This window comes from Methanogenium organophilum (assembly GCF_026684035.1).
In the GTDB taxonomy this organism is placed as follows: Archaea; Halobacteriota; Methanomicrobia; order Methanomicrobiales; family Methanomicrobiaceae; genus Methanogenium; species Methanogenium organophilum.
The window spans coordinates 1,424,924-1,444,201 of record NZ_CP113361.1 but is presented as its reverse complement, the minus strand read 5'-3'; the positions used below and the strand labels follow the sequence as shown (position 1 = coordinate 1,444,201).

The following is a 19,278-nucleotide window of genomic DNA, read 5'->3' as shown; positions in this document are numbered from 1 at the left end:
ACCTCATTTCACGCACTCAGATAAAAACCCCGCTCCCCGGAGGCAAAATTCCATCGGCTTTGATACTATTTGAAGCTGTTGTCATGGTTTACCTCTGGATAAAACGGAGGAAAACGTATGAAAAAAATCCTATTCCTTTTTTTATTCATTATCATTCTGAGTGCAGGATGCAGTAGGCACCCGCCTCAATATGACACGGAAGTCTGGCTCTACAGTATCGATGAATCCGGAGAACAAAATTGGGTTTCATGCATCGATTGTAAATTTCTAAAAACCGCAAATGCCCTAATTGAAGAGAATACGGGAAATTATGTTATCGGAGGAGGGGGAATCAGTGAAAATCGTACCGCTTCAGCAGTCCCGATGATTGTATGGGTAGATTCGGCAGGGAACGTCATCCAAAAACGATATTATGGTACGGGAGATGACATGTGGATAACATCTTTATCAAAAGGTCCCGAAGGAAATCTCTTTGCAGTATGTTATTCGGGGAAAAGCCTGATCCTGGATAAAAACGGAGAAATATTACATGAAATTTCTGTGAACGTGACGGAACCCGGATGGTGGGCTTCATTGTTATCGCCGGAAGGCTATGTCGCTGCGGACAGGGTTGAGGCATTCTCCGTTGCAACCAATGGTACGTTATTATGGCATACGATATTTCAGCAGAACAGCACTGCGAAAAGCGACTCATTTTTAATCATGAATGATGAAGGCAATTATGTTGTTGCATCACCGTATCGTTACGAAGATACCGAGAATACGTTACTTCTCGAACTGGAAAATACGGGCGCTGTTAAAAACAGGACCATTTTGGACATCGACGCGGTCTTTTCTTTAAAAGAAAATCAAGACAGAAATTACGAAATTCTCGGAAGGCCCGACATATCTGGAAGTTTATATATAATTGACAAAAATGGCCGGATCCTCTCAACACGTCCGGTTGATTACAATCTGCCGTCTACGCAATTCTGCAAAACCGGCACATGTTATTCAGAACCGGCAAATGAGAACCAGATTCGGCTGGTAAAGAAAGACTCTGCGGGAGATGTTCTCTTTGACAAACAATACAAAGGCGGAGAATTTTATGATTGTCCTACAGCAGTGATCGAAACACATTCGGGCGGGTATGCAATTCTTGTGAGGCATGAAAGCTATGAGTAAACTTTAAATGAGTTTTATTCCCAGACTATTTTTTGTTTAATCGGAGGTATTCCGGCCAAATCTGATGTGAGATTAACAGAGCTGTCGGGACATTCACAGAGAGGGCTGCCAGCCCGGTATGATTTTCCAGGTGAATTCACCGTTCCCGGTACTCCGGCATCAGACTCCGGATTAACATCTTTTTCCATATTACCGGGAGATGTCAGAAGAGTTTATCATCAGATGATTCTACTCACCTGCTCCGGATTGACCATTCCTGAACTCCATGAGGATTTCCATTATATTCAGCAGAATTCTGAATATCCAGGGAAAGAACTAATGTATACCAGAAGAGACGAGAGCTAATTGTAGTCGGGAGTTCACCTCATTTCACACAGTCAGATGAACCCCGCGCTGCCCGGAGGCAAAACAACATCTGCTTCGATACTATTTGAGGCTGTTGTCATGGTTAACCTCCAGATAAAAAGAAGGAGTCATTCATGAAACCCAATAGATCCGGATACTATTCTGTCGCCATTTTTCTCCTCATCTTTCTATTCATTTTTTCTCTTCTGTCCGGCTGTGTGGGAAACGAGGCCAAACCTGATGATAGATTAGAACTATCGGAAGATGAGAAGGAGAAGACTATTCGTATCGCCTCCGAAAACGCCACCGTGAAACCATATCTCTCCGGAGAGTACGAGATACTGGATGTGGAATACTCCATGCTGAAAAGGGCTTCCGAAGAGGAGGAATGGTCAAAACGATTACCGGCAGTCACGATAAAGACAAAAGAGGCTGTTGTTACGGCATATGTGTATCCAGAGGAGGAAAGAGTGATATCAATTTCAAAGCTGTATATAAGGGATCCAGTTATCATGCCCCCACATACACAGTATACAGCGACACCCCCAGGAGGGGTAACCCCCACGGTGCCCGTTCCCACACCCATCGATTTATAAGGCGTGATGTCATCCCAGAATCATTCATCCGTCATTTTACCAAGCTGGAAAAACCCGCAACGCGTACAATGAACAAGACCGGAACTACATATTCATATAGATTACTGACATGTAGCCTCCGTCCGAATGAATGGATGAAAGGTGGGATTGAGCAATACACAGAAAAATTTGCACCAGGAACCAATTTCGCCGTATTACAGGGAGAAAGGCCGTAAAATAGTATATCCATCTGCAGCGCTACCGCCTTATTCTCTTTCATTTCTAAGCTGGACTCGATTGTGGAATTTTGTTCTAAAACCTGTACATCAGAATAGGAAACACATTGTACTGAGATGAAACAGTCTGTACCCGCGACGAGCTCTCTATTGTATTCTCAGGAAATATCAAAAGAATAAACCATTATCTGATCCCATTCCTATGTCCGGACTGACTTCTCTAAAAGCCCATGAGGAACTCCCATCATATTCAGCAGAATGCTGAATATTCGGCGAACGTACTAATGTATACCAGAAGATACGAGACCTGTTAACGCGGTATATATCGATGGCATCCATTAATATCACTAAAATCCTTCTTGTCGTGGTAGTAGGCACCATTGCAATTTTTCTATTCGGCACCTTCTTCGGGCTCGCATGGATCAATTCGAATCCTGGCCAATATTCCTATACCATCACAACGGAGGGCCTCTCCCAATACCAGGGGGGACTTGTCACCGATGTTATCGTTCCGATCCCTATGAGAGACGGGGAACTCGTTTTTCCGGAAGAAGAACTCCAAAACCAGCAGTTCGGCAGCTGGAAATCGGTAATCGTGGAAACCCCTTATGGTAAAATGCTGGCATTCCAATCGGTTGGCGAAGATCTCACCGATATAGACGCAACATTCTTCAGGAGGTATGATCCGGGGGAGCTGACGGTAACGGACATCAGCGAAGAATCCCTCTCCCCGCTCATCTGCAAAAACTGTGACGGATTCCCGGAATATGTTTCGGTCATCTACCTTCCGGATGAACTCGCACCGCTGAGCCCGGATGCACCGGACATTGTTATTAATCTTAAGGCAGATGTTTCAGAGGGACTCAACCATTCAATTCTCGGCGAAACATTCCGAGTGACCGTTCACGAAAGCATACCGCCCGAAATCCGCGGAGAAATCAATGTGAGCGTTGTCATCACACGGTATGAAGACGGAATCTGGATTCCGTATATTTGATACTTTTTTGTAGTTCGAAACCAGGACATAGAATCCGTACAGGATTTTTACGATGTAACTTCACCCGGGAGATATTATCGTTTTAAAACCCGGCCAGCCTTTTTGATGAAGAGATCCATTAATGACAAAGCCCGCGGAAAGATTTCCAAACCATCATCAGAACCACAAGGACAAAGAGGGGTATCACATGCGCCTCCCAGACACCTGTTATCTCCACATGTTATCCCCATCCGAACGTCCGAATATTCAGCAGAACGCTGAATATTCGTCGAACGTACTAATGTATACCGGGAGACACAAGAGTCATTGTTGAGGACATCGAATGCTGAAAATGGGGGGATGTATGGTATTGATGTTCCTCTGCTGTGTCATGGCGGCCGGTTGTCTTGCCGATGACCGCATTTCTCCGGATGGAATGCCATCAAATGAATTCCTGGAGGAGGTGAATGGGAGTCTTGAATATTATGATGCACTGGTACAATCTGACCCGGAGAACGCCGAGGCGTGGTTTATCAGGGGTATGTATTACAACAATTTCTACGAACAATACGATGAGGCGATGGTAAGCTGCGAAAAAGCACTGGAACTGGATCCCGAATACGCGGGAGCCTGGTTTTTGAAGGGAGTCATCCTGACGAATACGGGCAAAAAGGACGAGGCAAAGGGCTGTTTTGACAACGCAACAAAATATGATATCAGTTTGATATCTTTGGTACCGACATAGAGACATTGTTTGCAGAGCTTCATTCGCCCGGCATAATCACCATTCTTATTCCTTATCAATGGTGTACATCGACCGATTCTCTGCGATGACCACCTTGTGACGCCGCCTCTCCCAGAGACATACGGTGAAGTACACAACCCAGATGACGACGCAAAGGCCCGCCTCTGCGGCAAGAATCAGGTGGGTGGCTCCCCTGAACATCTGGAATACCATCCAGGCAATAACCGCGCCTGAAAGAATGAGGATTCCCCCATAGCGCATCATTCTCTGGGTTTTCGTTTCATGAACGGCAATGAATTCCCCGGCATCGATTCTCTCATACCGTTTCCAGGAATGCCATAATGTCACCAGACCTGCCACGATACCGATGATCCCTCCGAGGACAATCCCTTTCCAGGTATTACCCGATGCATCATCGAACAGGAGAGACAGTGCAATGGTCGCAGTCGTCAGACTGACAGCCATCATCATCACCCGGTTGCGGTACCGGTCCCACCAGCTGAGATTCGTGTTTCGCAGTCCACCACGACCGGATGGAACAGTGTTCATGTATCTCTCCGGTGTTATCCCGGAACTCACCATCACCGGGCATTCATTCGGGCACCAGCCCAGCCAGACTCTCATTTTCTTCACAAAATTCATATTCTCTTCACCTTTTTTGCGGACGTTTCAGCGATCTCCCTCTTCAAAGAAAGCATAATTAAGAGACCAGCCCGTTTCTTTCCTCGCATAATCCGAAAAATCGGTCACGTATCTGCCTCCAGCATCGCAGCAAGACTTTCAGGGTGTTTTGCATAGAGGTGAAGTGACTCGCCGGTCTTCAGTGTCACCCTGAGAAAGCAGGGAAAATGCATCCGTGCAAAGGAGCGATAGCATAGTTCCACCAGGAATACCACAAAGCCGATTGCAATGAGCAGATGGAAGGCGAAGTCGGCGCCGACGGACTGACCACTCATTAATCGCAGCACCTCACCCCATGTCATACTGAAAAACACCGCAGAAACCATTAGAAGATAGAAGAGCGCGATCACCCGGCGGGGCACGGGAAGACGGGTCTTTTTCATCTCGACCACCCTGACGGCATCCTTTTCAAAGATGATAGGCCGAAAAAGGGGCCTCTGGAGGACGACTGAATGTGGCAGGAACTCTATTACCGCCCGTTTCATATCGAGATAGAAATTCACAAGAGCATACGTTATAAACGAGAGAGCTGTGAGGAGATACAAAGCCGGGCGCCATTCGGGGATGAAGAAGCATATGATGAAGAGGATGGAGAAGACGGCAAAGGCGAGCAGCCCTGCCAGTATGAACCTCGGGCTGATGTAGTGGTAGTCAACGACCATCTCCCGGCCGCCACATGCGGGAATGGTCCCTGCGCCGGGGAGATATGGAGACCCGATGACGCTCACGTGTCTCCGGTTCAGCTGTATGCCTGCGTTCGGGCACCAGCTGGCACGTTTCTCAAACCATGATCGAATATTCATGAAGACGCCTTCCCCATGTTCGCGGTGTAGATCTCTTTCCGGTGGAAGAGATAGATGGCCATGATGATGATTCCGCCGACAAATGTTGCAGCTCCCCACGTTAGCGGCCGCCAGGCGACGATATCGCCAAGAAGCGTCTCTTTCTCGAACTTTTCACCGGCATGAATATTCTGGGCGTCGCAGTACACGGCAACGGCACTAATGACCATAAGGAGAAATAGGAATTCCTGCTGGTACACGACCGGAAAGAGCCAGGCCACCGCGATGAGGATCAGGAGGATGTTTTCCTGGTATCCGGGAGGTGTCGCTGCAGGCGCATCCGATTCCGGGGCGGCCCCCGGATCAGGCCCGCCCCGCTTCCATGCATGCTCACAATCCTGTTCCACCCCGGTGCAACGGGATTTCCGGACAGCATCCGCATTGGGACACCACCCCAGACGTTTCCGCACAATATCAGTATATTTCGTCATACCTTCCCCCTTCTCCTCTGTCAATCGGTTATCCATCATCAGCCGTAGCCAAATTCACGGCATCCCACGATCCCCACTCCTTTATCAGGACTGTCCGGTGCCGCCGTTCCCAGTGTACCGTGATCGCGAGCGAAGCCCAGTAGATGAGAGCAGCGCCAACGGCAACCATCCCAAGGGTGTCAAACATCCCCTCATGGATAAACCATCCCAGACATATGAGAGAAATCACGATGAGAGCGAGCAGCACCATACTCCAGAAGAGGCGCTTTTTCGCGGGCACTTCCCCTCGCCGCCATTTGCCGGCGGCAATCTCTCCATACCGCTTTGAATGACTCACCGAGAGGCCAATCGTGGCACCCGCTGCGATGGCAAGTGCCGTCCAGACAGAACCCGGAGGACTTCCCATTAGAGAAACAAGTATCATTGCAACAGCCGAAGCGAGGAGCGCTGCAACGAGAAGCTGGTTGTGATAACGATTCCACCAGCACCATTCAGCGAGAACCTTTCGGTTTCCTCCACCGGCGGCATCGCCGATTCCAATGAACGATTTCTTCAGCATCTTCCCGGCCATCTGCCGCTCGCACGGGCACCATCCCATGCATTCCTGCTGCGTATCTTCACAGGACATTCTCAGACCATCTCCCTGAGTTTTGAAAACAGTTCATCCGCGAGGCGTGTGGGGTCATCCGTTTGCATGAGGGAAACGTGTAATTCGTCCGCAAAATCCCAGAGCAGTTCGATACACTCCCGGTAGCGGGTACAGGAACCGCAGTCGCCTTCGTGTTCATACCAGACCTGCACGCCGTGCTTTGCCAAGATAAATATAATCGCCCCCGCATTGAACGGGACAGACCGCCCGAAGAGGATGCCCTTCTCCGCATTATACCGCTCCACTTCAATCTGGTTTGCATGAGCCATCTCAAGCAGGGTTTTTTCAACCTTCTCCTCTACACTGAGCAGCGCCTTTGAGACTGCCTGACGGGAGATCCGGAACTGTTCTGCAATGTGAATGTTTGCCAGACCTTCACGGCGCAGTCTCCAGAATTCAAACTGGCGGTCAGACAGAGAGAGTGACATGCGTCAACATACGCAGGTTGACTATTTATAATTTTGGCAATTAGATCATTGGTCTTTGTGCCGGAACATCCTGCGAGAGCAGACATTGTGCTTACCTTACCCTCTTCTGATCTGCCGGTAATTCAATGCAGACCTCATACTGAAATCCACATAGAATGCGTAGTGTGATCTTCGTGACACTCTATTCAATCGGAGACTTTATGTCAGGCAAGCATGTGCAAAGGAGAGTGAAAGCACAGGACGTGAGGCAGTACGTTGTCTTTCTGTCCCCTTTTTCTGAAACAACGATTCCACTGCTGTTCAGGCGCGACAGGTGCCATGAGACAGATGAAGGGGCAATACCCACCCATCGGGCAATTTCCGTTCGTGTTGCGCCATGACGCTGGGCAAGGAACCTGCAAATTTCACCCGCCGTACCCGAATGAAGACGTGATAAAATTCGCATTTCATCCATCGAATATTTGCCATTGTTTTCAAAATACGTTGTACGGCCACCTTCCCTCCACTCCGAGATCCGGCCCTCCCTGAGAAGTATATATAGATGGTAGTGCAAAGTCCCCCGGTTAATTTCCATTTTTTTTCCAATAACTGAGAAAGGGGTTCCCGGGTGTATCTTAATATAGTCGTATACTTCCGCACGGAGAGGTTGGACCAGTACATCCTGACGTGTCGCCCGGCGAAATCCAAGGGTGCACCATACACCAACTGCGTAGAGAAGTATTGCAGGTTGGTAAAGCAGGGGGCATATCAGGCAGACCATTACGCAGAAAAATGCCAAAGGAGGAACCTCCCACCACGATATGGGAAGGGATTCAATCTCGTTCCCCCCAGGAGGGAGAGCATCCCATGCCTCCACCGAATAGATTCCGACTGCCATCACAGGTGCGGTGAGAAAAATGGCGAGAAAAAACAGCATCAATAGCGTGATCCGAACATAACCAGATATCCTCAACACCTCCCGACAGAGGGTATGAACGGTGAACAATATAAACAATATGTGACAATCATCTCTCTTTGAACTATTCCACATTCATCACAGCAGGCACCATTTTACCCACCAGAGAGTTGGTGATTCTCACAGAAAGGGTATATCCCAATGAGAAATACCTATCAACAAGACCTGAAAAGCTGAAATTGCCGGAAGGTTGATGGAATGTGATGAAAATGAAGAAAAAACACCTCAATATAATATGCTTCGCAGCTGCCATCCTGATCCTATGCGTGGCCGTGACTCCTGCTGCCGCACTTACAGCGCAAGTAATCCCACCAATTCTCCCAAAAGGGCTGCCCCTCTCAATCTCCGGCCAGACGGACAATCCGGGCGAGGTCGCAGTGTGGATCATCGGCAAGAACTATGAAGAACGCCGGATCATCACCACAACAGACGGCACATTTACGGAAGAATTATTCCCACCGGAAACAACGTCCGGGCTTCCAAGCGGCCAGTATTTCCTTATCATTGAGGATACCGGCCCCGACGGAAAATTTGCCCTTGATACCGCTACTGATGGCGATCATACAATGGTGAACTACCAGGACATGCCCCTTTTTGCTCTCGATGATCCTGAGACAATGTATTCCGACACCGCAATGGCGCTCTCCGAAGCTCTGAACCGCCCCGAGATCGACGATGCAGCAATGAAGATGGTGTTTATCGTGGAAGAACCGTGGATAAGGATTGATCAAACACCCACCGGCCACCCGGGAGACCTCCTGCGGTTCGCGGGGTCAACCAACATGCCACCGGGCAGCGAGATGTCCTACGACATCTACCTGGTCTCTGCCAATCCCCATGAGGGAGATGAAGTGGCAGAGTCAGGAACCATCGAGGTCGTGAAGGGTGGGTCCCAAAACTACTGGTATGTCGATGTTGACACAGGGAGGCTTGATAGCGAAACATATGTTCTCACCCTTGCTTCCGGCATCCACACCGCCACTACTACGTTTATTCTCTGTGACAACCGGTTTACCCTGCCGCCAACTCCTGCGATCACCGTGGAGACGCTCCGGGATGAACCGGAGGTGGTGTCCAGCCAGCCGACCGAACCGGAGCTGTTTCCCGCCGATACCACGGATTATGGAACGATTGCCACAACTGACGAACTCATCTATACAACCGACAACGCGATGATATGGTGTTCAGCCATTGACGGCGATTACTTCACCTGGGCCGAGAAAACAGAAGATGAAGAAACGAACATCTTCCTGTACCACATCCCGACCGGGACCACGCGCACGATCGTCGAAAGCGCCCGTTACCTCACCTTTACGATGGACATCTCGGGAGACCATATCGCCTGGGAGAAATTACATACTGGTGAGCCAACCGTACCAAGAGGTATTGGGCTCTATACCATCTCGACGGGATATATCGAGGATCTTCCTGTTGATGATTGCACTATAAACCAGATCGCAATGGACGGGGACCTGATCGCGTTTTCGGGGCTGGATTTCTCACCCTTGAAATCCGATGACAAACATAATGTGAAAAAGACTATTTTTCTCTATTCCATCGCGAACAGGACACAGCAGGTTCTCTGCAAACAACCCGGTCACCAGATCGAACCGGCAATCGGCGATGGGTATGTTGCATGGCGAACCGAGTGTGGAGGATATAACGATACCATCACCATCTACTCGCTGACCGACCGCAGCCAGTTCACCCTCTCTCCTCCTGACGGCGCATCATATGCACAACCCTCTGTGGGCGGAGGAATGGTGGTAGCTCCGCTGTACTATAAAGATCCCGAAACATCCGGACCATACAAGGTAGAGATCGTGGCGACGGCACTTCCCGGTATGGAGACAACAACTCTTTCTCTCCCGGAAACGCCCCACCGCTCAGCTCCGCAGTCCGACGGTGGATGCATTTTCTGGTCAGAACGTTATACGGACTCTTCCAGCCAGGTCATGGTGTATGACATAAAAAGTGATACAATTATCGGAACATTTGCGCTATCCGGCGTTGAAATGGATCTCAACAACAATCATCTAATCTCCACCAATATTGATGAAATACGAGGTGTCAGCAGTCTCTGGCTCACCACATTCACCGGTGAAACAACAGCAGAGAACGAAGCGGGCGCACTCCCTGCCTCGATGATCGGATTTGGGGTGATGGCTGCCGGCATCGTAGCAGCGGTGGTATTCCAGAAGAGGGGGGGCAAGTGAAGACTGCAAGAATCTTTGCAATCCTTGTAGTTGCCTCTGCCATCATACCAGGAATCACAACAGCAATATCCTTTGGAGAAGACGGACCGTTCCAGATAGCACACCCATATGATATCATATCCGCTCCAGCGGCCGGGGGAGAACGCATTCTATGGATCGAAAGTACCCCACCACCCCCTTTTCCTGACCCCGGGTATTACCCGGGGGTTCCCTGCGCAGTTTATTCATATAACACCACAGCACAGACAAAGACACTCATCCGCTCCCGTGCGACCAATGCCCGCTCCCCGGATATCGACGGCGATCTCGCAGTCTGGGAGGAGGAACGAGGATCCACAACAGATATTATCTTCTACAATTTTTCTGCAGGAACGGTTTCAGCGCTCCACACAAACGGCCTCCAGCACAATCCACGTGTGAGTGAATACCGCATTGTCTGGGAAGAGGGATTTGAAGGTGAACGCAGAGTCTGGATGTATAATACAAAAGATGGCAAGTCCTATGGCATTTCCACTGGAAACACCGATTGTTTCTCCCCCGACATTGAAGGAAACACGGTAATCTGGGTTGAAAAAAACGACCCGGATGTGTATTCAATCGTCTCGCGAGACCTGGTGTCGGGGAGGCAGTTTGTCCTCGACACCACGTCAGCAGCGGTTTGCCCCCGCATTGACGGAGGGAGGGTTGTATGGGAGGATGGGGGGTTGATTCATCTCGCATCAAACGAAGAGGGCGTGTCAATCCTCACGGCCGAGCCCGCATGTCGTTCCGGTGCAATCATCAGCGATAACATCGTCGCCTGGTCTGAAGACGGGCGGATTATCTGCAGTGACCTCCTGGAGACGAAAACAACGCGGATTGGAAAGTGGCACGCCTCTATGAAACCAGCCATTCTGGATGAAGGTATCGTATGGGTTGAAGACGACCAGTCTGAACTCTCCTCGATCCTGTACCAACCCATTTTATCCCGGCCACATGGAGATCTGCAGGTTGCATCATGCCCCGCAGATATCTCGACGACAAGAGGAGAACAAAGTGGTTGGATGCGGGAGGGAGAATGTTCATGGTATGTACTGGATGTTTCCACCGGCACAACACAGATTTGCCTGGATTTTTCATGGGAGGACATAAACGAATCGCTCTCATGCACACTAATCTGCCCTGGAGGCACGCTTTTCCGTTTCACTGATAGTGATGATGAAATAATGGATGCCAGGGTGAGAATCTCTTTAACTTCTCGCTCAGGAATCGTTCCCGGTAGATGGTATTGTGCAATATCCGGCGAATCAGTTCGAGAAGAGGTTCAATACTCCATTATATGGTATGAATATAGTGGGCCAGAGAAATAAGGCTCGGACCGACTCGTACAGATAACTCTCATAATGTCCTAACTGACCACGTCTCATATAGGTCCTGCCTTCGCAGATAATTACATACCTCATTTTCTTTGTGCAGAAAGATTAGCTAAATCATGTGATTCTCCACAGCCGGCAAAAACTACGTGCGTAGGCCACATGAAGGTGTCACCAGATACGGGTCGACTATGAAAAATATTGTATACAATCGGCAGAACAACCCGTATGTATCTCCCGGCCATCATCACATCTGCCGGAAACCACGGCAGATTATCAGACATGCACCTCTCCCACCAAATTCACGTTCTGTGACTGCGAGGGACAACCCTTCCACTCACTCCAGCAGATAGTGCACCGTCCACTGGGTGTAGCGAAACAGCCGAAGCCGGCCAAAGAACTTCAGCCAGCCGGGTATCTTCTCACCGGAATCATAATACGACCACTCATCAAGAAACCGAATCCCCGGGTGCCATGTCTCCATTTCATCGCTGCGCCGGATGCCAAAGCGAAAGACCGCATCCTTCCCGAGACGGAGGCGCCGCTGCATCTTATATGTCACCAGCCGGTTCAGGGGTCGTGTGACCCAGAGCGCATTCACGACCTCACAGATCAGTTCGCAGTCCGGAAACCGTTCCCGGAGGCGAAGCACCATAGACCGTACCGCCTCCTCTTCGAGATACATGAACACCCCTTCTGCAAGAAAAAGAAACGGACCCGGACGAACGGATACAACAGACATCCAGACGTCATCAAGAACAGAGGATGCAATCATGTGATATCGCTCCGTTTCCTGAAAAAACCGTTTCTTCAGGGTGATGACGTCCGGCAGGTCTAGATCATAGAAGTGCACCATCCCGTTGTCCGTGCGCAGAAACCGGGCATTCAGTCCGCATCCGATATCCACCACCACGCCCTCCGGGAACCGGTTCAGGAAATCGCGTACATACCGGTCGTATCGCCTGGCCCGGAGAGCGATATGCACCACCAGCAGCGGATCAAGGATACCTTCAGCAAGCCGTCGCCCCAGCGGATCCCTGGAACGGGCCAGGACGGGACTGAGCACCGACGTGATTTCAACGGATTTCGGGTCGGAGAGAATGGGATTTTCAGATCGGGTCTCGATGGCATGGCAGTACAGGGTGATAAGCGATGTCGCTCCTACATCTCCCAATACCAACTCCTCTTCCGTCATGCCCGTAAATAGGGAGGACGCCTCCACATTCTCGCCTGTTATACCTGCAGCACCTCCGCCTCACCGATCTCATCTTTTGCATCGCTGATGTGACGCATGATATCGACCTGTGACCCCTTTCCCGCACCGCGTATTTGTCCCCGGTCGATGAGATAATAAAAGTCGTCGCCGACGAGGTAAAAACGGGAGAACCCCTTGATCTCTGCTTTGTCGATGGCAATCTCCAGCCTTTCCTGCTCGACACGCGAGTGACCCTGGTCATCCACGAGAAAGCGACGGACACTCTCCGGCATCCTCCTCCGGGGACGGCCCGGCTGCTCCTCCACTGCGGTTTCCGGCTCGGGAGGGGCCACCGATGCCACCGAAGGAACGGGTGCGGCTTTTGCCTCCGGTTTCTTCTTCGCGGGCGGTTTCTCCTCGCCCACCAGCCGTCCGCCGAGGTAGCCTGTCTGGGAGAGGCCCATCAGGTAGAGAAGCGTCGGATCGATATCCGGAAGGGAGAGGGCGGCGGCATCAACACCGGTCACCGTCCCCACGACGACCGAGAGATAGAGGAAAACGCTGATGATGGTCCAGAGAAACATCTGGAACCGGTTCAGGGCAATCTTTCCCTTGTGCTTCAGCATCATCCCAAATGGCGGAAGCTTCTCCGGCGGTTTTGCGGGGGTCTCGGGTTTGTATGCCGATTTTGTGTAGCCGACACTAATCAGGGGTACGGCCACGCTGATGCCGAGCAGCAGGTAAAGATTTGCCGGGATCTCGGTTGCAAAGATGAGACCATCGAAAATGCGAATGGCTGAGATCCAGACATACGAAAAGGAGATAACAATCGTCCAGACGAGGAACTGGAAGAGCGAGAGACTCGGCACCCAGTAGTCCGCACGGATGATATTGAGGAAGTTCCCTCCGTCCGTCCTGACGAGTGCGTGAGTGATGATGAGGACTGCGATGATGACAACCGCGGAGACAATACATCCTAGCGCTACCGGATCTGCCATTCCCCCTTCATCGGTATCCATGGTGATATACTATTCGCCAATCAGTGAATTAGTGTATCCATTATCCAGCGTTACTGGAATTAATACCGTATTGACGCTTATTTCTGGATGTATTTTCTGGTTTGGGCATTTCAAGCGATGATTGTTGACCTTGAAAACAACTATGGAAAAAATGGCAATATTGGTTGCAGAATTAGCTATCTACTGGTTCCCAAACGTAATAAACGGCCTGAGCTGCGCTGCACACCGGAGCCACTCAGCGGCAATTTCATCCCTGCTGCGGTTCAGCATATCAGAGAGAGGAATCAGATACTCAAACCGGAGTGTCATGAAGGCATCAGGCTCCGGTGTCTTCTTCGCATTCCTGCCCTGGTAAAACGATTTGTAATAGGCGGTCGCTTCCTCGCCGTACCGTGGATCGATTTCCATCGTGGTCAGCCCTTTGCGCATCGCCTTATCAAACCCGGTCCGTACCCCGTCGATGCGTTTCATAATAGAGGCAGCAGACGTTTGTCTCTGGCTGAACTTCACAACCAGCTGGAAGTAATATTCATCCCATCCGACCGGCCCGAGGGGGATCTTCGTATACAGGCGGGATGAGAAACGCCGGTCCTCCGGAAGGGCAGCAACAAGCGCATCGAACTCTTCCGGATTCTCCTCCAGATTGTGGTAGAACGCCCCGATGCTTGACGGGTATTCGGTATTGGTCAGAATCTGTACATTTCGCTTGCCGATGAAGATGTTCAGGAATGTATCCTTCTCTTCTTGTGGTGTGTCAAAGAATGCAAGGTGTACATAGCTGAAGTCCCGGTTATCATATCCGATTCGGGACGTGGAAAAACCCAGTTCATCCCGCATAACCGTGTATAGTGGTTTGATTTTTTCATCCAAGAACTGCTCAGACTGCTCTGCAAGAAACCGTTTTTCATATTCGTTTGGCTCCGGCAGATGACAGAAGACATCAAAATCTTTCAGTGAAAAATATCCGGGATGTCTGGGATTCATTGCGAATCAATTGTTCTTTGTACATATCTTCCTATCGAAGGATGAAACTGAAAAAACAGCGCAGGGCTGTTATCTTCGGAAAATTCAGAAATGGGAATAAGCTAATATTGCTGACAAAGTGTTCCGGATGCAGGCCGGTTTCGCGACTACAAAGGCACCCTGCCGCAGAAAAAGAAGGAGGGAGAGGATGCCGGGGTTTGTTCCATCAGTTCTGGATCGCATACACGATGTTCACGGTGGCCGTGACATCGAGGGTGCCCGCCTCGATGGGTGTCGGGACGGATGCTACGGCCTTCTCCATCATCGCTCCGCTCGCGAGATCGTTTGCATAGACCATCGGGGTCGAACTGCCGTAGGTGGTAGCATCCTGCACGCCGGTGATGGTCACGCCAAGGGCGCCTGCGAGGGTGTTAGCGTCGCTTTTAGCCTGTGCAACCGCTGCTATGAGTGCCTTTGCACGCAGGGACTGCGCCTTCTCGTCACTGATGGTAAACCGGACGGAGTTTACATTGTTTGCGCCACTCATCACCGCCGTATCGATGATCTCACCCGCACGGCTGACATCATTATACGTGATGGTCACCGTGTTCGTGACCACATACACTTCCTTGCTGCCGGAGAAGATGCTGTCATCATCGGGCGTGCGGGAATACATGTAATACCCCGAGGTCTTAATATCCTCTGATGCAATGCCAAGCCCCTTCAGGGCATCGATGACAGCACCGGTCTTCTGTGCATTTTCCTGCTGGGCCGTGATCGGATCGGTATGGGTCGTCTCGACGCCGACGGAGATGATGACCTCATCAGGGGTCGTCGTAACCGAGCCGGTGCCGGAGACCGTGATCGTCGGGACGTCCACGCTGTCTGCAGCAGCCGCCGGGAGTACGAGGCAGCATACCACAAGCAGAGTGATACCGAACCATTTCAGTTTCGTTGCCATATCTTTCATATCCACTAATAAGCAGGATTTGAATATAATCCTGCCTTTGACTTCGAAATTGTTCGCACATACACTCACGGAACGATGTTGGCTGCATGTCAAAGGTGAACATCTGCTGCAAAATCCCTATCATCACGGCAGGAATGACAATAAAACACTGGTACCCAGGGTCCCGTTATGGAGATCCTGTTTGCGTCATTGATTTTCCGGCATGACATCTGTCAGCATGCATATGATGAAATGCCCGGGGAGGTAAAACCATTCACCCCTCCTATACACCGATAGGAGATATTACCCGATTATTTTTTTCTGTTCAGAAAATCAGAGGCAAACTGTGCCCACCACTGACATCAAACAAAGATGGGCGAAACTATTATACGGATAAATCACACCATTTTTAATAAATAGTAAATATGGTGTAAATATGAAACAACCGTCAATAATGGCACTTGAGGATGAGTTTATACGGATGTTCCAGACAGGGATTGCGGGGGCAACTGAACATGACGCTCTTTCCTCATGGCTTATGGCACGCCTGTTCATCGAGCCGGGGGAGATGGCAATGGCTGATCTCGCGGAGGAGGCGGGGTATTCGCTCGCCTCTGTCAGCAACAAATGCCAGATGCTCGAACGGACGCAGCGCATAGTGAAACGGACACGGCCCGGGACGCGAAAGATCTATCTCTATGCACAAAAGGATCTCGTTGCAACCTTCATGCGCCAGCTGGAACAGCTTCGCCATACACAGACACGGGTGGTGATGAAGGAAATTCCAACAATTATTGAACGCTATCAGACGGAAGATATGCCGGAGGAACTGGAGGAGAGAATTGCCATCCTGCAGGGGATGTATGACGATATGAAGGAAATCGATGGAATAATCACCGATATGCTGGAGCGCCTCACCGATGTTGGGGGTGCCCGGAATGGATGATAAACTCCGAAATCTTCTCATACTGATGGGAGGGCTTCTCCTGATCTCATTCGTATGGGAAGGGATCATCATTCTCATGGGCGGGATCACCGGTCCGTATTTCACTTTGATGGCCGCCTTCCTGATGTTCTTCCCCGCCATCGCAGGATTTGTGTACCTCCGCCGAACAGGACAAAGCGCAAGACCAATCCTCACTGCGGTGGGCAAAAAACGCTACCTGCTGGCGGCCGTTCTTGTCCCGATTATGATCACCATTCTTGTGATCGGGTCTGCTGTTGCGACAGGCGTTATGACACAGACGCTTTATGACAGCGCAACGGGGTTAGTCACCCTCCCTAACGGGGACGGGCAGCAGATCTCAGTTACCGCCTTCCTTGCCCAGATCATCATCACATCGGTTGTTGGGATCGCCATCACCTCGATTGCCACCTTTGGCGAGGAGCTCGGGTGGCGAGGTGTGATACAGAACCGGCTGATTGCACACTACGGTGTTGTGGCAGGCCTCGTGATCCTTGGACTGTTCTGGGGCATATGGCATGCTCCCATCATCTACGGCGGGTATAACTTTCCCGGCTATCCACTCATCGGCAGTCTGGTATTTATGCCCCTCTTCACCCTCGGCACATCCGGCGTGTTTGCATGGCTAACACTTCGTGCCGGGAGCTTCTGGCCGGCAGTGCTCGCCCACGCGTCTATCAACAGTATAGCAGGCCCTCTCATCTACCTCCCGGTATTTGAGGCAGCTCCGCTGACACGATACACTCTCTTCGTTGTCCCATGGCTTGTCGCGGGCATTGCCGCCATCGTCCATCTGAAGCTGACAGAAGGGAGAGGGGTCTGGGTACTCTATCCCGATAATGATCTCTGAAGAATAACAGGAGATTTCTTTACCTCCTGAAGTTTCTTTTCCACCCGGTCAGGCATCCTTGAGGAATATCCGGACAGCCGGTCCGCACACGTCTTAATATCTCATACATCCCATCTCTCGTATCCAAATGATCGATCCAACCGTCATCATCATCGTCGTAGGTGTCGCCGCCTTTGCCATCTCCGGTGTCATCGCGGGCACCCGGCAGGATGCAAACATCCTCACTGTTCTCGTACTCGGTGTAGTGACCGCTATCGGCGGAGGGACGGTCCGTGATATCATCCTCAATATCCCGGTCTTCTGGGTCGGAGACTTCTCGGTTGTCTGGCTTGCCATTCTTGCATCCCTTGTGGCATTCATCTTCGCACCGCTCTTCCGGAAAAAACTCTGGAAGGTGCTTATCTATGCGGATGCCATCGGTGTCGCCTTCTTCTCGGTCGCTGCCATCAACAAGACACTGGCGCTCGGCCACACGGGTGAAGTTGCGGTGATCATGGGATTTGTCACCGCCTGCACGGGTGGTATTCTCCGGGACCTTCTCACCGGCCGGCCACCGATGGTTATTGCCTCAGAGGAGCTCTTTGTTACCCCCGTCCTCATTGGAGGAATCATCTACGTACTCCTGCTTGATATCGCCCCCAATTATGCTGCACAATGGCCGATCGTGGCCATCTGCTTTATTGTGGGATTCCGGGCCATTGCCATAGAACGGGGACTTCAGTTTCCAAAGTGGCTGCGGATGCGGCCCGGGAAACGGGCAGAATAAAGGGAATAAAAAGAAGGGAGAGGAAACCACACCCGGCCCGCTGCACTCACCTCCCGCCATTGGGAAACAGGAGGCATTGCGTCAGAATTCAATTTGTACTGCACTCTTCCCCGATCCTAATGTCACCGGATTGCGCCATCTGACCCGGCAAAACCCCGATATACCCAATACACCGCGGAGAGCACATCTTAGCGGTGCATCTTTGTTTTAACGGCACGGCAAAGCGCCTCTATATCGGCAAATTTCGGTTCATCCATACCGGATTTTACTACCCCACAGTCAGTTGCCACCACATGACCGGCAGGCACAAGGCCGCACTGTTCTGCTTTTTTTCTTCCGCAGAAATCTTCACATCCGTCAATGACAATTACCCGCAGGGAACCAGGGTCCAGCCCTTCCAGCACCGCCATCGACCCTTCCCCTGATGCCGCAATGTGATAATCAATTAGATCGGGATTGCGCTGGCGCAGCTGCACCGCCGCACGGGTTGTGCACTTGCCGGTATTTGAAATACCTGAACAGGTGACAAGCACAACCGGGCTCTCATCATCAGTCATCCAGACCACCAATCACCGGACCTTCAACAACCTTCGCATTCATGGAAGAGCAGAATTCACCGTACTGCGTCAGTCCATAAACGATCCATGTCCCTTTCGCAGTCCCGGTGATCATCCCCGCTTCCTGGAGGATCTTCAGGTGATACGAGAGTTTTGACTTGCTTATTCCCAGCGCTTCTCGGATAATGCAGGCACACAGCGGCTGAATCCGCAGCATTTCAAGGATTTTTATCCGGTAGATATCTGCACAGGCATGATGAAGTTCCCGTACCCGTGCAATCGCCGCATCGTCCGGAAGGGCTGCAATGAGACCTTCGAGACCCCCCTGTCCGCCAATCGTCTCAAGTGCCTCAGCCGGTATTTCACTACAGCATGATTTTTTCATGGTATTTCCAACAGAATACATCAGTCGGCGGACCG

At 50.8% G+C, this 19,278-nt stretch carries 22 protein-coding genes; 9 read left to right on the top strand and 13 right to left on the bottom strand.

Translation table 11 applies throughout. The features are described from left to right. Positions 1 to 117 precede the first annotated feature (117 nt). The 4 genes from OU421_RS07200 (at position 118) to OU421_RS07185 (ending at position 4,041) form a co-directional block, all read left to right on the top strand. Positions 118 to 1,164, top strand: coding sequence for a hypothetical protein (locus OU421_RS07200; protein ID WP_268185396.1), 1,047 nt, complete (start codon positions 118 to 120; stop codon positions 1,162 to 1,164). Between the two features lie 479 nt (positions 1,165 to 1,643). Next, positions 1,644 to 2,105, top strand: coding sequence for a hypothetical protein (locus OU421_RS07195; protein ID WP_268185395.1), 462 nt, complete (start codon positions 1,644 to 1,646; stop codon positions 2,103 to 2,105). A 543-nt stretch (positions 2,106 to 2,648) separates the two neighbouring features. Continuing rightward, positions 2,649 to 3,317, top strand: coding sequence for a hypothetical protein (locus OU421_RS07190; RefSeq protein ID WP_268185394.1), 669 nt, complete (start codon positions 2,649 to 2,651; stop codon positions 3,315 to 3,317). 343 nt (positions 3,318 to 3,660) lie between these two features. Beyond that, complete coding sequence (locus OU421_RS07185) at positions 3,661 to 4,041, top strand: tetratricopeptide repeat protein (protein ID WP_268185393.1); 381 nt, start codon at positions 3,661 to 3,663, stop codon at positions 4,039 to 4,041. A gap of 45 nt (positions 4,042 to 4,086) precedes the next feature. Here OU421_RS07185 and OU421_RS07180 read toward each other — a convergent pair whose 3' ends face one another. The 6 genes from OU421_RS07180 to OU421_RS07155 all read right to left on the bottom strand — a co-directional run bounded on the left by OU421_RS07180 (position 4,087) and on the right by OU421_RS07155 (position 7,949). After that, positions 4,087 to 4,683, bottom strand: a complete 597-nt coding sequence (locus tag OU421_RS07180) for a DUF1673 family protein (protein WP_268185392.1) — start codon at positions 4,681 to 4,683, stop codon at positions 4,087 to 4,089. Between the two features lie 104 nt (positions 4,684 to 4,787). Next, entirely contained in the window at positions 4,788 to 5,525 is a 738-nt protein-coding gene (locus OU421_RS07175; RefSeq protein WP_268185391.1) for a hypothetical protein, read from the bottom strand. Next, the gene (locus OU421_RS07170) at positions 5,522 to 5,995 is read right to left on the bottom strand and encodes a hypothetical protein (protein WP_268185390.1); all 474 of its coding nucleotides are present in this window, start codon (positions 5,993 to 5,995) and stop codon (positions 5,522 to 5,524) included. The genes OU421_RS07175 and OU421_RS07170 overlap by 4 nt, the downstream gene beginning before the upstream one ends. Positions 5,996 to 6,023: 28 nt before the next feature. Beyond that, the gene (locus tag OU421_RS07165) at positions 6,024 to 6,623 is read right to left on the bottom strand and encodes a DUF1673 family protein (protein WP_268185389.1); all 600 of its coding nucleotides are present in this window, start codon (positions 6,621 to 6,623) and stop codon (positions 6,024 to 6,026) included. 2 nt (positions 6,624 to 6,625) lie between these two features. Next, the gene (locus tag OU421_RS07160; protein WP_268185388.1) at positions 6,626 to 7,072 is read right to left on the bottom strand and encodes a hypothetical protein; all 447 of its coding nucleotides are present in this window, start codon (positions 7,070 to 7,072) and stop codon (positions 6,626 to 6,628) included. Between the two features lie 181 nt (positions 7,073 to 7,253). Further along, positions 7,254 to 7,949, bottom strand: a complete 696-nt coding sequence (locus OU421_RS07155) for a winged helix-turn-helix transcriptional regulator (protein ID WP_268185387.1) — start codon at positions 7,947 to 7,949, stop codon at positions 7,254 to 7,256. 287 nt (positions 7,950 to 8,236) lie between these two features. On the opposite strand from OU421_RS07155, the gene OU421_RS07150 reads away from it, so the two are divergent. Further along, entirely contained in the window at positions 8,237 to 10,243 is a 2,007-nt protein-coding gene (locus OU421_RS07150; RefSeq protein ID WP_268185386.1) for a hypothetical protein, read from the top strand. Next, positions 10,240 to 11,592 (top strand): TolB-like translocation protein, encoded by a 1,353-nt coding sequence (locus OU421_RS07145; RefSeq protein WP_268185385.1) that lies wholly within the window; start codon positions 10,240 to 10,242, stop codon positions 11,590 to 11,592. The genes OU421_RS07150 and OU421_RS07145 overlap by 4 nt, the downstream gene beginning before the upstream one ends. Positions 11,593 to 11,681: 89 nt before the next feature. Here the strand turns inward: OU421_RS07145 and OU421_RS07140 are convergent, their stop codons facing one another. The 5 genes from OU421_RS07140 to OU421_RS07120 form a co-directional block, all read right to left on the bottom strand. Beyond that, positions 11,682 to 11,879, bottom strand: coding sequence for a hypothetical protein (locus OU421_RS07140; RefSeq protein WP_268185384.1), 198 nt, complete (start codon positions 11,877 to 11,879; stop codon positions 11,682 to 11,684). 53 nt (positions 11,880 to 11,932) lie between these two features. After that, the gene (locus OU421_RS07135) at positions 11,933 to 12,790 is read right to left on the bottom strand and encodes a class I SAM-dependent methyltransferase (protein ID WP_268185383.1); all 858 of its coding nucleotides are present in this window, start codon (positions 12,788 to 12,790) and stop codon (positions 11,933 to 11,935) included. 38 nt (positions 12,791 to 12,828) lie between these two features. Then, positions 12,829 to 13,809, bottom strand: a complete 981-nt coding sequence (locus tag OU421_RS07130) for a hypothetical protein (RefSeq protein ID WP_268185382.1) — start codon at positions 13,807 to 13,809, stop codon at positions 12,829 to 12,831. A gap of 180 nt (positions 13,810 to 13,989) precedes the next feature. After that, on the bottom strand, positions 13,990 to 14,793 hold the full coding sequence (locus OU421_RS07125) for a hypothetical protein (protein WP_268185381.1): 804 nt from the start codon (positions 14,791 to 14,793) through the stop codon (positions 13,990 to 13,992). A 205-nt stretch (positions 14,794 to 14,998) separates the two neighbouring features. Then, positions 14,999 to 15,742 carry an SIMPL domain-containing protein gene (locus OU421_RS07120; protein ID WP_268185380.1) on the bottom strand — a complete coding sequence of 248 codons (744 nt, stop codon included), beginning with the start codon at positions 15,740 to 15,742 and terminating at the stop codon, positions 14,999 to 15,001. A gap of 415 nt (positions 15,743 to 16,157) precedes the next feature. On the opposite strand from OU421_RS07120, the gene OU421_RS07115 reads away from it, so the two are divergent. The 3 genes from OU421_RS07115 to OU421_RS07105 all read left to right on the top strand — a co-directional run bounded on the left by OU421_RS07115 (position 16,158) and on the right by OU421_RS07105 (position 18,301). After that, positions 16,158 to 16,667 (top strand): hypothetical protein, encoded by a 510-nt coding sequence (locus OU421_RS07115; RefSeq protein WP_268185379.1) that lies wholly within the window; start codon positions 16,158 to 16,160, stop codon positions 16,665 to 16,667. Next, positions 16,660 to 17,535, top strand: a complete 876-nt coding sequence (locus OU421_RS07110; protein WP_268185378.1) for a CPBP family intramembrane glutamic endopeptidase — start codon at positions 16,660 to 16,662, stop codon at positions 17,533 to 17,535. The genes OU421_RS07115 and OU421_RS07110 overlap by 8 nt, the downstream gene beginning before the upstream one ends. A gap of 127 nt (positions 17,536 to 17,662) precedes the next feature. Then, complete coding sequence (locus OU421_RS07105; RefSeq protein WP_268185377.1) at positions 17,663 to 18,301, top strand: trimeric intracellular cation channel family protein; 639 nt, start codon at positions 17,663 to 17,665, stop codon at positions 18,299 to 18,301. Positions 18,302 to 18,489: 188 nt separating this feature from the next. On the opposite strand, the gene OU421_RS07100 is transcribed toward OU421_RS07105, so the two are convergent. Both OU421_RS07100 and OU421_RS07095 read right to left on the bottom strand, forming a co-directional pair. Beyond that, positions 18,490 to 18,858 carry a putative zinc-binding protein gene (locus OU421_RS07100; protein ID WP_268185376.1) on the bottom strand — a complete coding sequence of 123 codons (369 nt, stop codon included), beginning with the start codon at positions 18,856 to 18,858 and terminating at the stop codon, positions 18,490 to 18,492. Continuing rightward, positions 18,851 to 19,243: an ArsR/SmtB family transcription factor gene (locus OU421_RS07095; RefSeq protein ID WP_268185375.1), complete on the bottom strand. Its 393-nt coding sequence runs from the start codon at positions 19,241 to 19,243 to the stop codon at positions 18,851 to 18,853. The genes OU421_RS07100 and OU421_RS07095 overlap by 8 nt, the downstream gene beginning before the upstream one ends. Between the last annotated feature and the right edge of the window lie 35 nt (positions 19,244 to 19,278).